Source organism: Amycolatopsis halotolerans (assembly GCF_042647905.1).
GTDB lineage: Bacteria > Actinomycetota > Actinomycetes > Mycobacteriales > Pseudonocardiaceae > Amycolatopsis > Amycolatopsis halotolerans.
Genome location: NZ_JBHRWI010000020.1, coordinates 302,042 through 321,176 on the forward strand (window position 1 = coordinate 302,042; position 19,135 = coordinate 321,176).

The window sequence follows — 19,135 nt, forward strand, 5'->3', positions numbered from 1 at the left end:
TGCTACCGTGGTGATACGGAGGCGCCTCCGCATCAACTTCCACTATGCCACGGCAGGAGTCTTTCCCCATGACGGCAACCACCTCTCCAGGCGGCACCGCGAAGCTCGCCGGCCGCGAGGTCGCACGGATCGGCTACGGCGTGATGCAGCTCGGCCGCCCCGGCACCGACCGTGCTGACCAGTTAAAACTGCTCCGCGAGGCAGTGAGCGCGGGCGTGAACCATCTGGACACCGCCCAGTTCTACAGCGACGGCCGCTGCAACGACCTGATCCGCGAAGCGTTCTCGCCCTATCCGGACGACCTCGTCGTGGTGACCAAGGTCGGTGCCGAAGAATCCCCGCAAGGGCTCCGGCTCGCGCAACAGCCGGAGCAGCTGCGGGCGCAGGTCGAGGCCAACCTGGCGTCGCTCGGCGTCGAACAGCTCGACGTGGTCAACCTGCGCCGCGCGGACGCCGGACCCGGCCTGATCGCGGAAGGCGACCAGCTCGTCGACATCGACGACCAGCTGGCCGAACTGATTTCCCTGCGCGACGCGGGAAAGATCGGCTCGCTAGGGCTCAGCAATGTGTCCGCGGACCAGCTCCGGCACGCGCTCGAAGTCGGGATCGGCTGCGTGCAGAACTCCTACAACGTGCTCGCCCGCGCCACCGAACCGGTGCTGGAACTGTGCCGGGAACACGGGATCGCCTGGGTGCCGTACTTCCCGCTGGGTTCCGCGTTCGAGCTGGGCCAGGACGTGACCGGAAACCCGGTCGTCACCGGGATCGCGGCCGAACTCGGTGCTACCCCGGCGCAGGTCGCATTGGCCTGGCTGCTGCAGCGCTACGCGGGCACGTTGCTGATCGCGGGCACGGCGACTCCGGCGCATCTCGCCGAAAACCTCGCCGCCGGCCAGGTGCGGCTGCCCGCCGAAGCGGTAGCTGCCCTGGACCGGCTCGGCTGACCTCAGAAGTTCAACGCCGCGATCCGCTCGGCGTCGGCGAGGATGTTGATCTCCGTGATCAACCCGTCGGCCACGGTGAACGACAGCACCGAAACCGGCTTCCCGTCGCGCAGGGCGACGATGCCGGGGCCGCCGTTGACGGTCGCGTACTGCGACACCAAACCGACCGGACGGAACTGCGACGCGCTGCCCGCGACCTCGGCCGCGCCGCGCACGACCTTCGAGCCGAGCCCGCCGGTGTCGACGCGCAGCAGGGCGTCCGGGTGCAGGAGCGCGACCAGCCCTTCGAAGTTGCCGCCGCGAGCGGCCGTGAGCCAGGCGTCCGCGATCTTGCGCTGCTGGACGCGATCCGCCGGACCGGCCGGCGTCACGCCCTGCACGCGGCGGCGCGCCCGGCTCGCCAGCTGCCGTACCGCGGCGGTGTTCTTGTCGAGCATCGTGGCGATCTCGTCGAAGGGCACGGCGAACATGTCGTGCAGGACGAAGGCGAGCCGTTCCGCCGGGTCGAGCGCCTCCAGCACCACCAGCAGCGCGAGCCCCACCGAGTCCGCGAGGACCTCCTGCTCCGCCGGGTCGACGCCGTCCCCGGTCTCCACGACCGGGTCCGGCACCCGGATGTCCAGCGGGTCCTCGCGGCGGGTCGCGCGCGAGCGCAGCATGTTCAGGCACTGCCGCGACACGATCGTCGTCAGCCAGCTGCCGGTGTTGCGGATGTCCTCTCCGGACGCCCGCGTGACCCGCAGCCAGGTCTCCTGGATCGCGTCGTCCGCCTCGGCGAACGAACCGAGCATCCGGTACGCCACCGCCCGCAACCTGGGCCGATGCTCCTCGAACTGAGCCGCCCAGAAATTCTCGTCCTGTTTTTCGTCCCGCACTGTCACATCTTCTCCTCGGGCCGGGTCTTACCACCAAGACCCGCCGAACGCGGCGGACGTGACAGGAGGAGATCACCATGCAGGCTCGGATGACCCACCCGATCCAGGTGCAGCCGGACGCGATGAAGGCGCTGATGGCGCTCAGCAAGGCCACCAACGACAGCACGGTGCCCGCGACCACGCACCACCTGATCCACCTGCGGGTGAGCCAGATCAACGGCTGCAGCATGTGCGTCGACATGCACGCGCGGGAGATGAAGCAGGCGGGCGAGAAGGACGAGCGGATCTGGGGCGTCGGCGCGTGGCGCGAATCGACCTACTTCACCGACGCCGAGCGCGCCGCGCTGGACCTGGCCGAACACGTGACCCGGCTGGCCGACCGGACGGACCCGGTCCCGGACGAGGTCTGGGACGCCGCCGCGGACATCTACGACGAGAAAGAGCTTTCGTCGCTGCTGCTGTCCATCGCCGGGATCAATGTGTGGAACCGGCTCAACGCCGCGATCCGCCAGCCGGTGGGCTCGTTCTGAACCGCACTGGGGGTGTTGCCGGAAGCGGCGGCAAGGGGATCTGCCGCCGCTTCCGGCAGCTTCACACGCTCGCGGGCAGCTCGTCCCGGATCGCCGCGACGGCGGCTCGCGGATCGTCGGCCCAAAGGTCGAGCTGAGTGATTTCGACGGTCCCCTTGCGGCCGAGATCGACCAGCCGCGGTTCGCGCAGGACGACCGAGAGATTGGTCGACTGGCTGATTCCCACTGCCAGCACCCCTTCTTCGGGCACGCTGACGCCGCCCCTCGCCTTCAGCGACCGGCTCGCCTGCCGGACGGAATCGATGCTGGCCAACGGAATCCGGTGGTCGAAGAAGGACAGGTACCGCACTCGCAGCCCTTCCCGGCTGACGGAGTGCGGGTATTTGTAGAGGGTCGCGACGATCGCCAAGAACGTGAGCGCGCCCAGGACTTCCAGCACCAGCAACGCGATCCGCACCGGTACGGACTTCACCACGACCTCGACCATGACGATGTCCACCGGGTTCACCGCCAGCATCACCCAGAACATCGGGCGGACAGTGCGGCTGTAGTGGATCGCGACGCCGTCGGACGGCACGTCGGTCTGGCGGCGGAGCGCGAGCGCCAACGCCCTCGCCAGTACCCGCACTTGTCTCTTCACGGTGCCCCCTGCGGTGTCAGTCGGCGGTTCCCAGCCGCGCGGCCCACTTCTCCTCTATTCTCCCGAATTTCCAGATCGCGAACGCGGCCGACCAGGTGACGATGAAGAGCCCGACGATCGCGAAGCCCACGTAGTCCAGGTCCACCGAGGCGATCGCGGCGAGCGGGCCGGACGTGATGCCAAGCTTCTCGGCGAGCAGCGTCACCAGTTCGATGGTCCCGATGCCGAGCGCGACCGCCACGGAAAGCGCGGTGACCGTGAGGTTGTAATAAATCTTTCGGATCGGCCGGGAAAACGCCCAGCCGTATGCGTAGTTCATGAGGACGCCGTCGGCGGCGTCGAACAGGCTCATCCCGGCCGCGAACAGGATCGGCAGCACGAGAATCGCGTACCAGGGCAAGGCGAACGCGGCCGCGCCCGCGGCGAGGACCAGCAATCCGATTTCCGTCGCGGTGTCGAAACCGAGTCCGAAAAGGACTCCCACCGGGTAGATGTGCCAAGGCTTCCGCACCGCTTTGGTGGCCCCGCGCAACAGCCGGTTCATCAGGCCGCGGTTGTCGAGATGGCGTTCCAGCTCGGCCTCGTCCAGTTCGCCGCGGCGCATCCGCGCGAACACCCGCGCGATCCCGACGAGCACGACCAGGTTCATGATCGCGATCAGGTACAGGAAGATCCCGGACACCGACGTGCCGATCAGGCCGGTCGTCTCGTGCAGCGCGGAACCGCCGTCCGCAAGCTGCCCGGCGATCGCGCGGACGCCCATGGACAGCAGCAGGCACAGCGCGAAGACGATCGTCGAATGCCCGAGGGAGAACCAGAACCCGACCGACAGCGGACGCTGCCCGTCGGACATCAGCTTGCGCGTGGTGTTGTCGATGGCGGCGATGTGGTCGGCGTCGAACGCGTGCCGCATGCCGAGCGTGAACGCGGTGACGCCGAGGCCGATGCCGAACGTTCCGCCCGCGCCGAGCGCGTAGTGCCGCGGCGCGACGACCAGCACCAGCAACCCCCAGCCGACGAGGTTGAGCAGCAGGATCACGGCCGCCATGCCGCCGATCGACCATCGGTCGCCGCGAGTGAGCCGCTGCGTCATCGCCGTCCTCTCGCTGGCCGGAAAGCCGTGAAGGGCTCCTTGCGGGAATTAGATTCCCTCAAGGAGCCCTTCACGGACAATCCGGTAAAGCTCAGCCGGCGCGCAGGTGCAGCTGGTCGAGCGCCTTGCGCACGTGCCCGCCTGCCGCGGTCAGCGCCTCGGCGGAATGGGCGACGTCGCTGCCGGACAGCAGGTGGACGAGCGCCACCTTGAGGTCGCCGTTGGCTTCGGTGAGCGCGTCCGAGCAGTCGGCCATCGTCATGCCGGTGGCTTCCTGCAGGATCCGGATGTTGCGGCCGCGCAGCTTCGCGTTCGTCGCGCGCATGCTCACCATCAGGTTCGAGTACGTCTTGCCCAGCTTGATCATCGTCGCGCTGGAGAACGCGGTGAGGATCAGCTTCTGCGCGGTGCCCGCCTTCATCCGGGTCGAGCCCGCGATGGCCTCGGGACCGGTGGCGACGGCGATCAGCACGTCCACGCCCGCCGGTTGCGCGGCGCGCGGGTTGGCCGAGACGAGCCCGGTGCGCGCGCCGATCCGGCTGGCCTCGGCGAGCGCGCCGAGCACGTACGGCGTGCGCCCGGAGGCGGCGAGACCGAGCACGAAGTCGCCCGGCCGCACCGAGAGGGCGATTTCCGCCGCGCCGGCGTCCGCGTCGTCCTCGGCGTTCTCGACGGCCTGCCGCAGCGCCTTCTCACCGCCCGCGTGGTGGGCGACGAACAGGTCGCCGGGCACGTTGAACGTCGGCACCAGTTCCGCCGCGTCCAGCGTCGCCAGGCGGCCCGAGGTGCCCGCGCCGACGTAATGCACGCGCCCCCCGCCGCGCAGCGCCTCGACGGCGTAGTCGACCGCACGGGCCAGCTGCGGCAGCACCGCGGCCACCGCGTCCGGCACCCGGCGGTCCTCGGCGTTGATCGCGCCGAGGATCCCCATGGTGGACATCAGATCGATGTCCACCGTGCGCGGGTTTCGTTGTTCGGTGGGCGAATCGACGTGCACCGTCTGGCAGGGGACGGACATCAGATCCTCGCTTCTTGGTTCATTTGCCGGTTTCCCGCGGACGACGACGACCGTCGGGTCTGACCCCGAGCCGGTGCGAGCCGACCGCGTCCCTCGTGGCGTCCAACGCGCTGACCGACGCCTCCATGTGGCGCTGTGCGACGCCGATGAAGAGGCAGTCGATCACGGTCAGCTGGGCGATCCGGCTAGCGGTAGCTCCGGACCGGAAGGTGGTTTCGCGGGCCGCCGTGGTGAGCACGTGGTCGGCGACCTCCGTGATCGGCGAGCGCGGGAAGTTCGTGACCGCGACGGTCACCGCGCCGTGCTCGCGCGCGACCCGCAGCGCCTCGACGGTGTCCGTGGTCGCGCCGGTGTGCGAGACGCCGATCGCGACGTCGCCCGGCTTCAGCACGGCGGCCGAGGTCAGCATGATGTGCGTGTCCGACCAGGAGAAGCTCACGCGGCCGATCCGGTGCAGCTTCTGCTGCAGGTCAGCGGCGACGAAAGCGCTTGCGCCCACGCCGTACACATCGACCCGGCCGGCTTCGGCGACGAGGTCGATCACGCTCTGCAGCGAGGCGACGTCGAGCTGGTCGGCGGTCTCTTCGACAGCGCGCGCGTCGGCGAAGCTCACCTTGCCGATGACGGACGCCAGATCGTCGCCAGGGCCGATCTCGCCGCCGAGGTTGCGCGACGTGCGCGCCTCGGTGCGGGCGGTGTCCGCGGCCAGCGCGATGCGCAGTTGCGGGTAGCCGCCGACGCCGACGGCCTTGCAGAAGCGCGTAACGGTGGTCTCGGAGGTGTTCGCGGCCAGCGCGACCTCGGTGATGCTGCGGCGCGCGACAGCGGCCGGGTCCTCGAGGACAACCTTCGCGACGCGCTGCTCGGCGCGGGCGAGTCCGGGCAGCAGGGAGCGGATGCGAACCAACGGGCTCGCATCCGCGTCGCGCACCGCGGTCTGACCTGCGAAGTGCTCAGAGGGTGCGCTGCTGACTACGGAATCGGTATCATCCGCCGTCGGAAAGTTACTAACCGTTGGCATTTGCGACAAGGCTACCCACATCCTTCGGCAGAACCACAACCCGTCCGTGTCTGCGGACTTCGGTTTGCGATTAATCGTTGTCAAGAAAGTCGCCAACCGAGTCCACGGCGTTAACGACCTCAAGCTAACGACTTGGCAACTAAGTGTGTCTAGCGAAGGAGTCTTGTTCCACTGAGTGGGGACACGAAGGTGGCAATGTGCGGCGGGGTGCCTACCGAACGCTCAATTTCCATCCCGAAGAGGCCAGCTCCGAGGGGTTTCGCTCACCATCGAGAACGACCTGGCCGCGTTGGGTGACTTTCACACTATCGAGGGAAACTCCTCGTCCCGTGTAATTCGGATCGGTGCTGTAACGCCATCGGAGCGAGGTGGCGGCGTTCGCGGGCACCTCCGCGGACACCCGCCACCAGGAGCGGTGCCCGTGTCCGCCGAGCGCGGTGGTCTCGTCTTCGGGTGCGCCCGGGCCACAGGCCTGCAACGGAACAGGTTGCCAATTAACCCCGTCGGTGCTCGATTCGAGCTGTAACGGGTCGCTCGGGCCCTCTGTGTCGACGAAAGCGGCGAAGGACACGCGCAGTGGCGCACCCGCTGGAAGCGGTTGTGTGCTGAGCGTAGCGACGCCGTTGTTTCCCAAGCTCGCGTACCAAGCGTCGGGGCCTTCGACCGGCCGTACGGCCATCGCCTTGGCGAGCGAGGTCGCCCAGACCTGGCGGGCGGTATTGATGGAACCCCAGGTGCGCGTGGGGTGCACGCGGTTGGTGAGCAGCAACGCGAACGACCGCGATTCCGGGTCGATGACCAGCGTGGTGCCGGGGAAGCCGGTGTGGCCCGCGCTGACCGGCGACGCCAGCGCGCCCATGTACCAAGGCTGGTCCAGCTCGAAGCCGAGCCCGTGCTCGTCGCCGGGGAAGCGCTGGTTGTAGTTCGTGAGCATCTTCGTGACGGTGTCCGGCCGAAGGATTCGGTGCCCGCGGTAGCTGCCGCCGTTGAGGATGGTCTGGGAGAGCACGGCCATGTCGCTCGCCGTGGAGAACACGCCGGCGTGTCCGGCGACGCCGCCGAGCGACCAGGCGTTCTCGTCGTGCACCTGTCCGCGCACGAGGCCGCGCGGCGGGGTCGTTTCGTATTCGGTTGCGGCGACCCGGTTCAGCTTCGACGCGGGCGGGTTGTAGCCGGTGTCGACCATGCCGAGCGGCGCGGTGATCCGGTCGTGCACGACTTGGTCCAGCGGCTTGCCGGACAGCTTCTCGATCAGGAAGCCGAGGGTCAGCATGTTGAGGTCGGAGTACAGGTAGGTGCTGCCCGGCGCGTTCTTGAGCGGGCTGTCGAGCACTGCCTTGCGCCGCGACGGGATGTCCGGATAGCCGGCCCAGAGCGACGGCGACGGGTCGGCGTCGAAGCCGGAGGTGTGTGTGAGCAGTTGCAGCACGGTGACGTCCTGCTTGCCGTTGACGCCGAACTCCGGCAGATAACGCACGACCGGGGCGTTGACGTCCAGCTTGCCCTGCTCGGTCAGCTGCAGCGCGGCGATCGAGGTGAACAGCTTCGAGATCGACGCCATGTCGAAAATGGTGTCGTCGCGCATCGGAACCTGCTGCTCCGGCGGCAGTTCGGTGCCCTTGGCGTCGGCGTACCGGAGCGCGCCGCCGACGGCGTAGCGGTCCACGACCACGCCGTCGTGCGCGAGCAGGCCGACCGCGCCGGAGAAGTGCGGATGCCCGCTGGCGTCCGGTTGCGTCCAGCTCTTCAGGAACTGTTCGGCGTCGCGGATCGGCTGCGGGTCGAGGTTGACCTCGCCCGGACTGCCGTCGCGCAGCTTCGTGCTCGCCGGGGCGAACCCGTGCTGCGGCCGGTCGAAGCGCCCGGCGAAGCCGCCGTGTCGGTTGTCGATCGTCGCTGCTCCCGCGGTCGTCGTGGCCGCGACCAGTACGGCCAACGTCGCGACGAGCACTTTCCTAGCACGCATGGCCGCTCTCCTCAGCGATAGATCAGGTGGGGGCGGCGTCTGCGGGCGAAGTCGGCGAGTTCGGCGCGCCACGCGCCGGTGATCTCGTCGACCCCGGCGCCGGCGTCGACCATGGCGCGCAGCCGCGCGGATCCGGACAGCTTGTCGATCATGTGGTCCGGCCGCCAGCCGAATTTGTCGGGCGCGACGCGCTTGGCGGTCACGAACATCGAGACGGTGGTGCTGATCGCGTCGAAGGCCCGCGGATCGGTGACGGTGACCTGTACGCCGCCGCAAGGCTGGTTCACGAACTTGCCGAAGGTGGGCACGAAGTAGATCTCGCGGAACGCTGCGCCCGGCAGGCGGAGCTTCTCGAGTTCCTCACGCCAATGCCAGTCGAGGCCAGGCGCGCCGATGATTTCGAACGGCCTTGTCGTACCGCGTCCTTCGGAGAACACGGTGCCTTCGAACATGCCTGTGCCCGGGTACACGAGTGCTGTGTCGGGCGTCGGCATGTTCGGGCTTGGCATGATCCAACGGAGACCGCTGTCGGCGAAGAAGGTGTCGCGTCGCCAGCCGCGTACCTGGACGACTTCGAGCTTCGCCAGCTTCATGCCTTCGCCGGGCAGGAACTCGGCGGCGAAGAACCTCGCCAGTTCTCCAACCGTCATGCCGTGTTGCTGCGCGATCGGCTTCAGCCCGACGCCGGACGAGAACTTCGGGTCGAGGACTGGGCCGGACAGTCGTCCGCCAATGGGATTTGGCCGGTCTAGGACTACGAAGGCCGCGTTGACCTTCGCTGCGGCAACCATGGCTGTGTACAAGGACCAGATGTAGGTGTAGAAGCGCGCGCCGACGTCAGCGATGTCGAAGACGACAGTGTCGAGTCCGGCTTTCTGGAACAGCGAAGCGAGCTTCGTCGCGTCAGCGCCGTACGCGTCGTACACCGGGATGCCGGTGCGCGGATCGGTGTAGTCGCCTTCGGAGCCACCGGCTTGCGCGCTGCCGCGAAAGCCGTGCTCTGGCCCGAAGGCCGCGACGGGACGTACGCCCGCCGCGACCATCGAGTCGACAATGTGGTCCCCGTTGGCGAGCACGCCCGTCGGGTTGGACAGCACGCCGAGCTTGCGTCCGGCGAGCGGACGCCAGCCCTGCGCGGCGAGCTGTTCGGCACCGGTGAGGACCCGGTGTTCCAGTTCGGTTTGCGCTGCTTCGGGTGTTGCTTGTGCCGCCGCGGAGCCGCTCGCCAGTACTGGGACGGCGAGCGCCGGAACGGCCAGGAAATTCCTGCGGTTGAGAGTCACCAGGTCAGTCCGTGTCCGAAGGGGTACTTGACGGTGTGCACGTCCGCCCCGGCCGGGACGTCGACCGGCAGCTTCCCGCTGGGCTTCGTCTCGCCGAGCACGACCTTGGCCAGCGCTTCGAGCGACGGCGTGATGTAGCCGTAGGTGGCGAGCCAGGTCGGCACCGGGTTCGCGTACCCGGCGTCGTACGGGATCTGCGCGGCGACCGCGACCACCGGCTTGCCGGTGTCCATCAACGCCTGAAGAAGCTTGCCCTGCAAGGGGAATCCGCCGAGGTTGTTGGTCAACACCACGACGACGTCGTTCTGCTTCGCGGCTGCGGCGGCCTCGGCGATCTGCGCGTCGGTCGGCGTCTGCCCAGTGGCCAGCGCGGTTGCCTTCGTGCCGTGCGCATTGAAGCGGGCGGCAAGCGTTTGCGTCGTGGTCGCGCCCCAACCGGTGACCAGTGCGGTCGACGGCTTCTGCTTGAGCGGCAGCACTCCGGCGTCGTTGGCGATCGCGGTGACCGACCGGTCGGCGATGCCCTGCGCGGTCGCCAGGTGTTCCGGCGTACCGACCTTCTTCATGACCTGCGAAGGGTTGTTGAACGGCGCGTACAGGATTCCGCGCTTCAGCTTGAGCTTCAGCACCCGCAGCACGCTCTGGTCGATCCGCTGCATCGGCAGGTCGCCGGACTTCACCGCGGCGAGCACGGCGTTGATCGCGACGTCCAGATGCACCGGCATGAGCAGCTGATCCACGCCCGCTTTCAGAGCGAGGACGGGGATTTCGGCGTCGCTGTGCATCTCCCGCACGCCCTGCATCTCGAGCGAGTCGGTGATCACGACGCCGTTGTAGCCGAGCTCGCCGCGCAGCTTGCCGGTGATGATCGGTTTCGACAGCGTCGCCGGCTCGCCGGACGGGTCGAGGCTCGGGAACTGGATGTGCGCGCTCATGATCGAGTCGATGCCCGCGGCGATCGCGGCCTTGAACGGCGGCACGTCGATCGCCCGCCATTCCGCCTCGGTGCGAGTGATCTTCGGCAACCCGGTGTGACTGTCGGTCGCCGCGTCGCCGTGGCCGGGGAAGTGCTTCGCGGTGGACGAGACGGTCTGGCTCGCCGGTCCGGATTCCTGGTAGCCCTTGACCTCCGCGGTCACGAAACTGCTGGCCAGGTCCGGTCGTCCGGAGAACGACCGGACGCCGATCACCGGGTTGGCCGGGTTGGAGTTGACGTCCGCGTCCGGCGCGTAGTCCTGGTTGATGCCGACCGCGCGCAGCTCGTGGCCGAGAATCGTGGCGGCCTTGGTCGCGCTGCCGGTGTCGCGTCCGGCGGCGATGGCCATCGAATTGGGGAACTCGGTGGCCGGCGCGCCCATCCGCGTGACCGTGCCGCCCTCCTGGTCGGTCCCGATCTGCAGCGGAATGTGCGCTCCGCTGGAGATCGCGGCGCGCTGCAGGCCGTTGGACAGCTTCGCGACCTGCGTGGGGCTCTCGAAGTTGTCGCGGCTGGTGTTGTGGAAGTAGATGACGCCGCCGAGGTGGTACTTCTGCACGGCCTGTGCGGCGGTGTCGACGCCGAAGTCGCTCTGGTTCTTGGGGTTGACCTCGTCCGCGGACTTGCCGTTCACCCACGTGACGAACAGCTGCCCCACTTTTTCTTCGAGGCTCATGCCGCGCAGCGCCTGTGCCGCGGCGGCGTCGAGCTGCGCCGCCTGCTGCTGGGGTGTCTGCTGCTGTTTCGGTGCCGCGAACGCCGAGGAACTCAACCCCCCGACGGCGAGCACCCCCGCAAGGGGAACGGCGAACACCTGCATCCTCCGCGTGCGCGCGAGTCGGTTCGTCACGAATTGCCTCCCAGTGTCGCGTGCCGCCGCGGGTGCGGACGCGAGTCGTGAAGCGTCCACCGGGCAGCACCGGTATCGGGAAGCTACTCACCGCGATACGGGGTTGTCCATCGGCCGAGCGCAGGAACGGCAGGGTTCACCTGGGAGGACGGCGCCTGGTGTGGGCACGGCCGCGCGCGGATTTCTTCGAGCCTGGCTCGGTCCGCTGCGCTCGCTTCGGACATCACTGCGCCTGCCTGGACATAAACACTGGCGGCGCCCGTCAGCCGAGGCCAACGGGCGCCGCCAGTCAGCGCGAACATCTCGGGCGACCAAGCGTGCAACTCTGGTCGTACCTTCATGGACTCGGCGTCCGGCGTCCCGGTACGCAGTCCCTAGACGACGAGCCTCCCGCGGCGTGCTGCGCGTGGGTACCCGGAGTCCGCGCACGGAGGTTAACCGGGGTGACCGAGGCTTCTCTTCTACCTCTGTCCTGGCCGAATCAACGTCCGCACCTACTTTCTACGCCGTGAGCGCGGTCACTTCAAGTGCGCGTACGGGTGCACCGGTACAGAGGCTCGATCCGGTGACAGCACCACCCTCAGCAACGGACCTAGCTGCGGAAACCGGAGTTTTGGTACCGCCACGCGGGTACTCAGCCGTCCGCGCCGCGAGACCGGCGGCGACGGCTCAGGCTGTACCAGGTCGCGCCCGCCGCGACCGCGCCCACGCCGAGCGCGACCATCCCCGCGGACTTGGCCGGGATGCGCGTGCGCAGCGACATCGGCCGCTCGAACGCGAGGACCGGCCACTCGTGCTCGTCCGCGGTGCGGCGCAGCAGCTTGTCCGGGTTCACCGCGTGCGGGTGGCCCACCACCTCCAGCAGGGGGATGTCGGTGCTGGAATCGGTGTAGGCGAAGCAGTCGGCGAGGTCGTAGCCGTAGGTGGCGGCTTGCTGCTTCGCGGCGACGGCTTTGTTCTCGCCGTAGCAATAGAAATCGACCTCGCCGGAGTAGCGGCCGCCGACGATCTCCATGCGGGTGGCGACGCATCGGGTCGCGCCGAGCATCTCCGCGACGGGGGCGGCGACCTCCTCGCCGGTCGCGGAAAGCACGATCACGTCGTGCCCGTCGGCGAGGTGCCGCGCGATGAGGTCGGTCGCCTCTACGTAGACGAGCGGATCGACTACGTCGTGCAATGTTTCGCGCACGATGGCGGAAACCTGCGCGACATCCCAGCCCGCGCACAGCGCGGAAACCTCGGCGCGCATCCGCTCGGTCTTGTCCGCGTCCGCGCCGGCGAGCGAGAAAACCAGTTGCGCGTAAGCACTTCGCAGCGCTGCGCGACGGTTGATCAGTCCTTCGCGCAGCAACGGCTTGCTGAACGCGAGCGCGCTGGACGACGCGATGATCGTCTTGTCGAGATCGAAGAAGGCGGCTACGCGCCGGGGTGCTTCTTCGCTGCGGGGTTCGGCCACGTGATCAGGATAGGCGTACCGCGCCGCGTTGTTGGCAGCACACCGGTCGTGGCGGCGGCCGGAAAATCGATGACATCGGCTCGCTTGCGGCCTCGGGTGCCGTTATCGAATCGTATGTGTCACTCACACAGCCAACTCATAGCTAACGGAGTTACAGTGAGCAGACCCGGTCGTGAACCGGGCTGGTTCAGTCCGACCCCCCGGGGCTGAACCCCTGGCGGCCCTCGTCCCTCCCCCCTGGCGAGGGCCGCCTTCTATTCTCCCCGTTTTCGCATCGGCGAACAATTTTCAGGTCTGCCCCGAAATTGTTGCGTGGCCTGTGTTTCCGGCCCTGACCTGGGCGGTCTCGGTCGTTCGCCGTGCGCGTTGCGAGCAAGATCAATTAACCGCGCGCTTACCTTTTCTGCGTTTCCTCCTGCTGTTGTGCCAGTTACTCGTCTCAGTACGGCAAATTTCTTCTTTTCACTTGATTTTCCGGAGGTTCTCCGCAGCAATCGTTTTCTCGTCCGAATGTGCGGGCCCGCGCATTGTCCAGAGCGGACGGACACTCCGGCGGTTCTGGATCGATTTCGCCCCTCCGGTTGTCCACAACCCCCCGGTTATCCACAGGACGGAAAAACAGGCATTGCCGCCCGCTCCGGCGACGAGCGACGGTGGAGGTCCGGCCCGCGAAACCCAGGGGAGGGGCACATGGCCACCGCACAACCGCTCGTCGTCTCCGGCGAGGGAACCGTCTTCGAAGAGATTCGCCGCGTCGCCGCCGTAGTCGGCTGCGAGTTCGACCACGCACCAGACCTGGCCACCGCACGCGGACGATGGGCGCGCGCCCCGCTCGTAGTGCTGGACGAGGACATCGCCGCTGACAGCCCGCCAATGCCACCGCGCGACAGCGTCGTCCTCGTCTGCAAAGGCACGCCCGGATTGGAAACCTGGCGCCGCGCGGCCGCACTCGGTGCCCGCCGAGTCTTCAGCCTGCCCGACGACGAAGCGGGCTTGACGGGCGCGTTCGCCGATGTCACCGACGCCCCAGCCGAATCCCCAGGCCCAGTAGTAGCTTTCGTAGGCGGCCGAGGCGGTTCCGGCACCTCCGTACTGGCCGCCGCAGTCGCCGTCGAAGCCGCCCGCACCGGCCCCGCGCTATTAGTCGACTGCGATCCACTAGGCGGCGGATTGGACCTCCCGCTAGGCCTGGAACACACGAAAGGCCTGCGATGGCCGGAAGTTCGCTTGTCCGGCCGAGTCTCCGTCCCGTCCCTGATCGCTTCACTCCCCAGTCGCGGCAAGCTCCCCGTCCTGTCCTGCGGCCGCTCCGGCGATGGCCCGACCCCAAGAGCCCTGTCGGCAGTGGTCACCGCGGGAAGCCGCGCCGGCCGCACCGTCGTCTGCGATCTACCCCGCCATTTCGACGACGGCACAGTCACTGTCGCTTCCGTCGCCGACCTGATCGTGCTGGTCGTCCCCGTCGAATTCCGCGCCTGCATGGCAGCGAAACAGGTCCTGAACCACCTCCGCCCGCACACCGAACGTTTCGCGATAGTCGCAAGTGGACACCCCATCGACGGTGTCTCAGCCGCGCAGACCGCAGGCATGCTAGGACCGCCCGTGCTTGCCTCCGTGCCCCCAGAACGCCGCGTAGCCACCACCTTGGAATCCGGCGAATTCGACTTGCCTCCCAAAGGCGCACTGGCCACCGCCGCCCGCGCGGTACTGGCCGACCTGCGTCCCCTTTCTCTCGCGCAGGCCGCGTAAATGACGACCGACCTAGTAGAACGCGTCCGCCACCGCCTGGCAGGCGAAAGCCGAGGCACCGACCCCATCGCCCTGGCCGAAGCCGTCCGCGCAGAAGCTGGCGGCGCCCTCAGCCACGACGCCGTACTGGCCGCCGTCCGCCAAGCCCGCGACGAGTTCGTAGGTGCAGGCCCGTTGGCCCCTTTGCTGGAAGACGACACCATCACCGACGTCCTGGTAACCGCCCCCGACGAGGTATGGACCGACGGCCCCCTTGGCCTCTCCCAAACGACAATCCGCTTCCCCGATGAGGACGCCGTCCGCCGCCTGGCGCAACGCCTAGCCCTAGCCGCAGGCCGCCGCCTAGACGACGCCCAGCCCTACGTAGACGGCTGGCTCCCCGCCCGCCAAGGCCGAATCCGCGTCCACGCCGTACTGCCGCCCATCGCCGCCAACGGCACCTGCCTGTCGCTGCGCGTCCTACGCCCGGTGACTCACGACCTCGCCGCACTCCAAGCACACGGCTGCATCGACGCAACCGCCCTGAGCATCCTCCAAGCAATCCTCAAGCACCGCCTAGCCTTCCTCGTCACCGGTGGCACCGGCGCCGGAAAAACGACCCTTCTGAGCGCCCTGCTGGGCGCGGTAGCCCCGACCGAACGCATCGTCTGCGTAGAAGACGCCGGCGAACTACGCCCGACCCATCCCCAGTTCGTCAGCCTCGTCGCCCGTCCCGCCAACGTAGAAGGCGCAGGCGCGGTGGAACTCCCAGAGCTGGTCCGCCAGGCCCTGCGAATGCGCCCAGACCGCCTGGTCGTCGGAGAAGTCCGAGGCGCAGAAGTGTGCTCCCTGCTGAACGCCATGAACACCGGCCACGACGGCGGCGCCTGCCCGTTGACTGAACTAATTCGGGTGTTTTTGCAGGTCAGGCGGGTTGCTGCTAGCTTCCCCTGCCATGCGTTCTCAGGGTGATCATCGAGATCTCGCCGCACTTGTGCTGCCCGGGGTCGGTCGGCTGGTCGCGACCGGTGACGCGTGGACGCCGTACCGCCTGCTCGACGCTGACGGCACCGAGGTGGCACCGGCAGCCGAGTACTTCGCGGAGTTGCAGGCAGCCGCCGCGTCGAAAACGACGCTCTACTCCTACGGGAACGATCTGTTGCGGTGGTGGCGTTTCCTCGCCGCGGTCGATGTCGCGTGGAACCAGGCGACGCACGCAGAGGCACGAGATTTCATGCGGTGGATGCAAATCGCGGACAAACCCGTCCGGCCCCACTGGCGCCACAAGCAAGCCCCCGAAGCACAAGACACGACGCCCCGGCCGCCCGCAGGCGGCGTCAACCCCGTAACCGGGAAACCCTTGCCGGGCAGGAAATACGCGGCGTCGACCCGAGCCCACGCGGAATCGGTCCTGCGGGAGTTCTACGACTTCCACCTGGACGCGGGGACCGGGCCGATCATCAACCCGTTCCCGCTGGACCGGTCCCGCCGAACGAGCAGGGCCAACGCCCACCACAACCCGCTCGATCCGTTCAAGAAAGAGCGGACAGGCCGCTACCGGCCGAAGACGGCCAAACGGATCCCGAAGCGGATCCCCGACAGCCTGTTCAACGACCTGTTCGCGAGCTTGAACCACAACCGAGACCGCGCGCTGCTCTCGTTCTGGGTCTCCTCCGCCGCCCGCTCCGAGGAACTCCTCACCGTCGCGCAACAGCACGCCGACCCGGGCGAACAGCTGATCGGGGTCACCCGCAAAGGCAGCGGGGCGTTCCAGTGGCTGCCCGCCTCGCCGGACGCATTCGTGTGGTTGCGGCTCTACCAGGAAGAACTCTGGCGCAAGGGTGCTCCTCGCGGCCCCGCCGAGCCATTGTGGTGCACGCTGCGGCGCCCCTGGCGTCAGCTCGCCTACCCGGCCGCCCGAGCCATGCTCGTTCGCGCCCAAACCCTGCTGGGCTCGAACTATTCCCTCCACGACCTCCGGCACACCGCTGCCTACCGCATGGCCCAGGACCCCGACATGCCGATCACCGACGTCCAGCAGATCCTCGGCCACGCCAGCCTGAGCACCACACAGATCTACACCGCCCCCACCGCCGACGACGTCATCGCGAGCGCCCTGGCCCACCACAAGCGCCAGGCCGAGGGCAAAGCCCGACCGGAGCCCGCAACAGCGTCACCGGGTTCCGGCTACAACCCCGACTCGCTGAAGACCATCCTCGGAGGACGAGCATGACCGCCAGCACCCGCACGGCCGGTCAGCACACCCAGGACGCGCACGCCCCCTACAACTCGTCCAGCTTCGCCGGCGAAGCAGCCCGCAAGCTGATGCTCCAGTTCCCCGCCCGCAGCACCCCGGGCAGCTGGCCCGCGACAGCGGCCGGCCGCGACGAGATCCTCGCCCGCGTCGACCACGCCGAGTTCAGAGCCAGGGAAAGCAGCGCACAGTCCCACCGCCGCTACGGCGCCCGCCGGATTCTGTCGTGGCTGGAGACATTCCCCGGAACCACCTGGCAGCAACGATGGCAGGCCAGCCCCGCCTCCGACCTCGGGCCGCGATGGCTCGACCCCCTCCAAACATGGCTGATCGGGCGAGGCGAAAACCCGAACCCCGCAGGACTCAGGGCCGGATTGCTGAGCCTGCTCGTGGCGGACGCGATCCGGCCTGAACTGGACTTTCTCCTGGCGACCAACCGTTCCCGGCACCGGGCAGCCGCCTTCGCCGCCCACCGCGACCCCGCAGGGTTCGCGCGGCTCGAAGAACTGGGGACAGAGGCCGTCGAGACATCCAGCCGATTCGTCCTCAGGGCAATCGTTCAGGTCGCAACAATCGTGATAGCCAAAGGCGGCGCGATCGCCGACATCACCGTCGGCGACTGCCTTGAGCTCCGTACCGCGGAAGCGAAGCTCCCGAAGGGCGGAAGCTACGGCGGAGCCCTGTTCTACTCCCTTCTCCGGGACATGGGGACCTTCCCGCCGGACGCTCCGGCCACGCTCAGGTACTTCAACGTCCACTCCGGTCAGCTGACCGTCGAGCAGCTCGTCGACCGCTACGGGATCGAGAGCAAGCCGATCAGGGACCTCATCGTCGACTACCTCGCCGAACGCCAATCGGCCCTCGACTACACCAGCCTCGAAGTCCTGTCCCGAACACTGGCCAACCACTTCTGGAAAAACCTCGAACAACACAACCCGGGGATCGACTCGATCCACCTGCCCAAAGACGTCGCCGCCGCCTGGAAACAACGCCTGCGCACCAAAGTCACACGCGAACGCATGCCCGACGGCACAACCGCAGAAGTGGCCAGCCCACGCTCCGGCTACCTCGGACTCGTGGGCTCAGTCCGCGCGTTCTACCTCGACATCGCCCAATGGGCACTGGACAACCCCGCCCGCTGGGGACCATGGGCCGCCCCCAGCCCGGTCAGCAGCACGGAAATCAGCTACAAAAAACACGCCTCCCGCGTCAAAGCGAAGATGGACCAGCGCACCCGGGAACGACTGCCCGTCCTGCCCGTCCTGGTCCGCACCGCCGAACAGCGGCTGCGAGACGCCCGGACACGCCTGGACGCCGTCCGCGCCGCCCCGCCCGGAGCCGCCTTCACAGCCCTCGGCGAACCATTCACCAAAGTCACCAACCTCGTCGACCCCGACCCGAGCAAAACCACCAGCGCCTACGACCACAACGGCCGACTGCGCTTCCTCGGGAAAGAAGAACACCGGGCGTTCCTCGGCTGGGCCGCGGTCGAATTCCTGCGCCACACCGGCGTCCGGATCGAGGAAATGCTCGAGACCAGCCACCACAGCATCACCCAATACACGCTGCCCGACACCGGCGAACTCATACCGCTGCTGCAGGTCGCTCCGTCCAAAACCGACCAGGAACGGCTCCTGGTCATCAGCCCCGAACTGGCCGACGTCATCAGCGCCATCATCAGCCGCATCCGACGCGGCGACGGAGCAGTCCCGCTGACACCCTTCTACGACATGCAGGAAAGGGTCTGGATGGACCCCATGCCCCTGCTCTTCCAATGGCACACCGCAGGCCAGCAACGCGCAGTCTCCGTCGCCCTCATCCGCCGATCCATCAACGAGATCCTTGAGGCCACAGGACTCACCGACGTCAGCGGCCAGCCTCTGCACTACCAGCTGCACGACTTCAGAAGAATCTTCACCACCGAAGCCATCGCGAACGGAATGCCACCACACATCGCTCAACTTCTGTTGGGACACAAAGACATCAACACCACCATGGGCTACAAAGCCGTCTACGCCCAAGAAGCCATCAACGGCCACCGCGCATTCATCGCCCGCCGCCGAGCCCTGCGCCCAACCGAGGAATACCGAGTCCCCACCGACGCCGAATGGGCCGAGTTCCTCGGCCACTTCGAGCGACGCAAAGTCGCCCTCGGCGAATGCGGACGAGCATACGGCACCAGCTGCCAGCACGAACACAGCTGCGTTCGCTGCCCAGTCCTGCGCGTCTCCCCAGACCAGAAACGCCGACTCGAAGAGATCCGCGACAACCTCACCGCCCGGATCGCCGAAGCCGAACAGGAAGGCTGGCTCGGCGAAGCCGAGAACCTCAACGTCAGCCTCGCCGCCGCCGAAGACAAACTTGCCCAACTCGACCAACGCACACGCCGAGCCACAACCATCAACCTCGGCACCCCAACCTTCGCCGAAGTAACCGGCAGAACCGCCAGCCAGCCCGCCGCGACGTTGGTATCCGCAGGCCAGACAGGGCATTCTTAGTTC

14 protein-coding genes and 1 pseudogene are annotated in these 19,135 nt (G+C 67.8%); 6 read left to right on the top strand and 9 right to left on the bottom strand.

What is annotated here, in order from left to right; genetic code table 11:
* The first annotated feature begins 68 nt into the window (after positions 1-68).
* On the top strand, positions 69-944 hold the full coding sequence (locus ACFORO_RS16480) for an aldo/keto reductase (RefSeq protein WP_377867898.1): 876 nt from the start codon (positions 69-71) through the stop codon (positions 942-944).
* Between the two features lie 2 nt (positions 945-946).
* Here the strand turns inward: ACFORO_RS16480 and ACFORO_RS16485 are convergent, their stop codons facing one another.
* Entirely contained in the window at positions 947-1,825 is an 879-nt protein-coding gene (locus ACFORO_RS16485) for a sigma-70 family RNA polymerase sigma factor (RefSeq protein WP_354748267.1), read from the bottom strand.
* Between the two features lie 71 nt (positions 1,826-1,896).
* On the opposite strand from ACFORO_RS16485, the gene ACFORO_RS16490 reads away from it, so the two are divergent.
* Entirely contained in the window at positions 1,897-2,349 is a 453-nt protein-coding gene (locus ACFORO_RS16490; RefSeq protein ID WP_344265677.1) for a carboxymuconolactone decarboxylase family protein, read from the top strand.
* A 61-nt stretch (positions 2,350-2,410) separates the two neighbouring features.
* Here ACFORO_RS16490 and ACFORO_RS16495 read toward each other — a convergent pair whose 3' ends face one another.
* The 8 genes from ACFORO_RS16495 to ACFORO_RS16530 form a co-directional block, all read right to left on the bottom strand.
* Entirely contained in the window at positions 2,411-2,989 is a 579-nt protein-coding gene (locus tag ACFORO_RS16495; protein ID WP_377896577.1) for a hypothetical protein, read from the bottom strand.
* A gap of 16 nt (positions 2,990-3,005) precedes the next feature.
* Entirely contained in the window at positions 3,006-4,082 is a 1,077-nt protein-coding gene (locus ACFORO_RS16500; RefSeq protein WP_377868081.1) for a HoxN/HupN/NixA family nickel/cobalt transporter, read from the bottom strand.
* 91 nt (positions 4,083-4,173) lie between these two features.
* Positions 4,174-5,103 carry an N-acetylmuramic acid 6-phosphate etherase gene (locus tag ACFORO_RS16505; protein ID WP_377868080.1) on the bottom strand — a complete coding sequence of 310 codons (930 nt, stop codon included), beginning with the start codon at positions 5,101-5,103 and terminating at the stop codon, positions 4,174-4,176.
* Between the two features lie 16 nt (positions 5,104-5,119).
* Positions 5,120-6,031 carry a MurR/RpiR family transcriptional regulator gene (locus ACFORO_RS16510; RefSeq protein WP_101437116.1) on the bottom strand — a complete coding sequence of 304 codons (912 nt, stop codon included), beginning with the start codon at positions 6,029-6,031 and terminating at the stop codon, positions 5,120-5,122.
* Positions 6,032-6,332: 301 nt separating this feature from the next.
* Entirely contained in the window at positions 6,333-8,087 is a 1,755-nt protein-coding gene (locus tag ACFORO_RS16515; protein ID WP_377867896.1) for a serine hydrolase, read from the bottom strand.
* 11 nt (positions 8,088-8,098) lie between these two features.
* Positions 8,099-9,370, bottom strand: a complete 1,272-nt coding sequence (locus ACFORO_RS16520) for an exo-beta-N-acetylmuramidase NamZ family protein (protein WP_377867895.1) — start codon at positions 9,368-9,370, stop codon at positions 8,099-8,101.
* On the bottom strand, positions 9,367-11,166 hold the full coding sequence (locus ACFORO_RS16525) for a glycoside hydrolase family 3 protein (RefSeq protein ID WP_377868079.1): 1,800 nt from the start codon (positions 11,164-11,166) through the stop codon (positions 9,367-9,369). The genes ACFORO_RS16520 and ACFORO_RS16525 overlap by 4 nt, the downstream gene beginning before the upstream one ends.
* Before the next feature lie 664 nt (positions 11,167-11,830).
* Entirely contained in the window at positions 11,831-12,652 is an 822-nt protein-coding gene (locus ACFORO_RS16530; protein WP_354748279.1) for an HAD family hydrolase, read from the bottom strand.
* 690 nt (positions 12,653-13,342) lie between these two features.
* Between ACFORO_RS16530 and ssd the strand changes: the two genes are divergently transcribed.
* The 4 genes and pseudogenes from ssd (at position 13,343) to ACFORO_RS16550 (ending at position 19,132) form a co-directional block, all read left to right on the top strand.
* On the top strand, positions 13,343-14,401 hold the full coding sequence (ssd, locus tag ACFORO_RS16535; protein ID WP_377867894.1) for a septum site-determining protein Ssd: 1,059 nt from the start codon (positions 13,343-13,345) through the stop codon (positions 14,399-14,401).
* Positions 14,402-15,352 carry a TadA family conjugal transfer-associated ATPase gene (locus ACFORO_RS16540; protein WP_377867893.1) on the top strand — a complete coding sequence of 317 codons (951 nt, stop codon included), beginning with the start codon at positions 14,402-14,404 and terminating at the stop codon, positions 15,350-15,352.
* A pseudogene (locus ACFORO_RS16545) lies at positions 15,336-16,460 on the top strand (tyrosine-type recombinase/integrase); the annotation flags it as partial. The gene ACFORO_RS16540 and the pseudogene ACFORO_RS16545, both read left to right, overlap by 17 nt.
* A 149-nt stretch (positions 16,461-16,609) precedes the next feature.
* Positions 16,610-19,132, top strand: coding sequence for a tyrosine-type recombinase/integrase (locus ACFORO_RS16550; protein ID WP_377867892.1), 2,523 nt, complete (start codon positions 16,610-16,612; stop codon positions 19,130-19,132).
* The last annotated feature ends 3 nt before the right edge of the window (positions 19,133-19,135 follow it).

What these genes read in the sequence shown, in the direction of transcription:
- ACFORO_RS16480 (WP_377867898.1), top strand. Translation starts at nt 69, where the DNA reads ATGACGGCAACCACCTCTCCAGGCGGCACCGCGAAGCTCGCCGGCCGC.
- ACFORO_RS16490 (WP_344265677.1), top strand. Translation starts at nt 1,897, where the DNA reads ATGCAGGCTCGGATGACCCACCCGATCCAGGTGCAGCCGGACGCGATG.
- ACFORO_RS16500 (WP_377868081.1), bottom strand. Translation starts at nt 4,082, where the DNA reads ATGACGCAGCGGCTCACTCGCGGCGACCGATGGTCGATCGGCGGCATG.
- ACFORO_RS16515 (WP_377867896.1), bottom strand. Translation starts at nt 8,087, where the DNA reads ATGCGTGCTAGGAAAGTGCTCGTCGCGACGTTGGCCGTACTGGTCGCG.
- ACFORO_RS16525 (WP_377868079.1), bottom strand. Translation starts at nt 11,166, where the DNA reads ATGCAGGTGTTCGCCGTTCCCCTTGCGGGGGTGCTCGCCGTCGGGGGG.
- ssd (WP_377867894.1), top strand. Translation starts at nt 13,343, where the DNA reads ATGGCCACCGCACAACCGCTCGTCGTCTCCGGCGAGGGAACCGTCTTC.
- ACFORO_RS16540 (WP_377867893.1), top strand. Translation starts at nt 14,402, where the DNA reads ATGACGACCGACCTAGTAGAACGCGTCCGCCACCGCCTGGCAGGCGAA.
- ACFORO_RS16550 (WP_377867892.1), top strand. Translation starts at nt 16,610, where the DNA reads ATGACCGCCAGCACCCGCACGGCCGGTCAGCACACCCAGGACGCGCAC.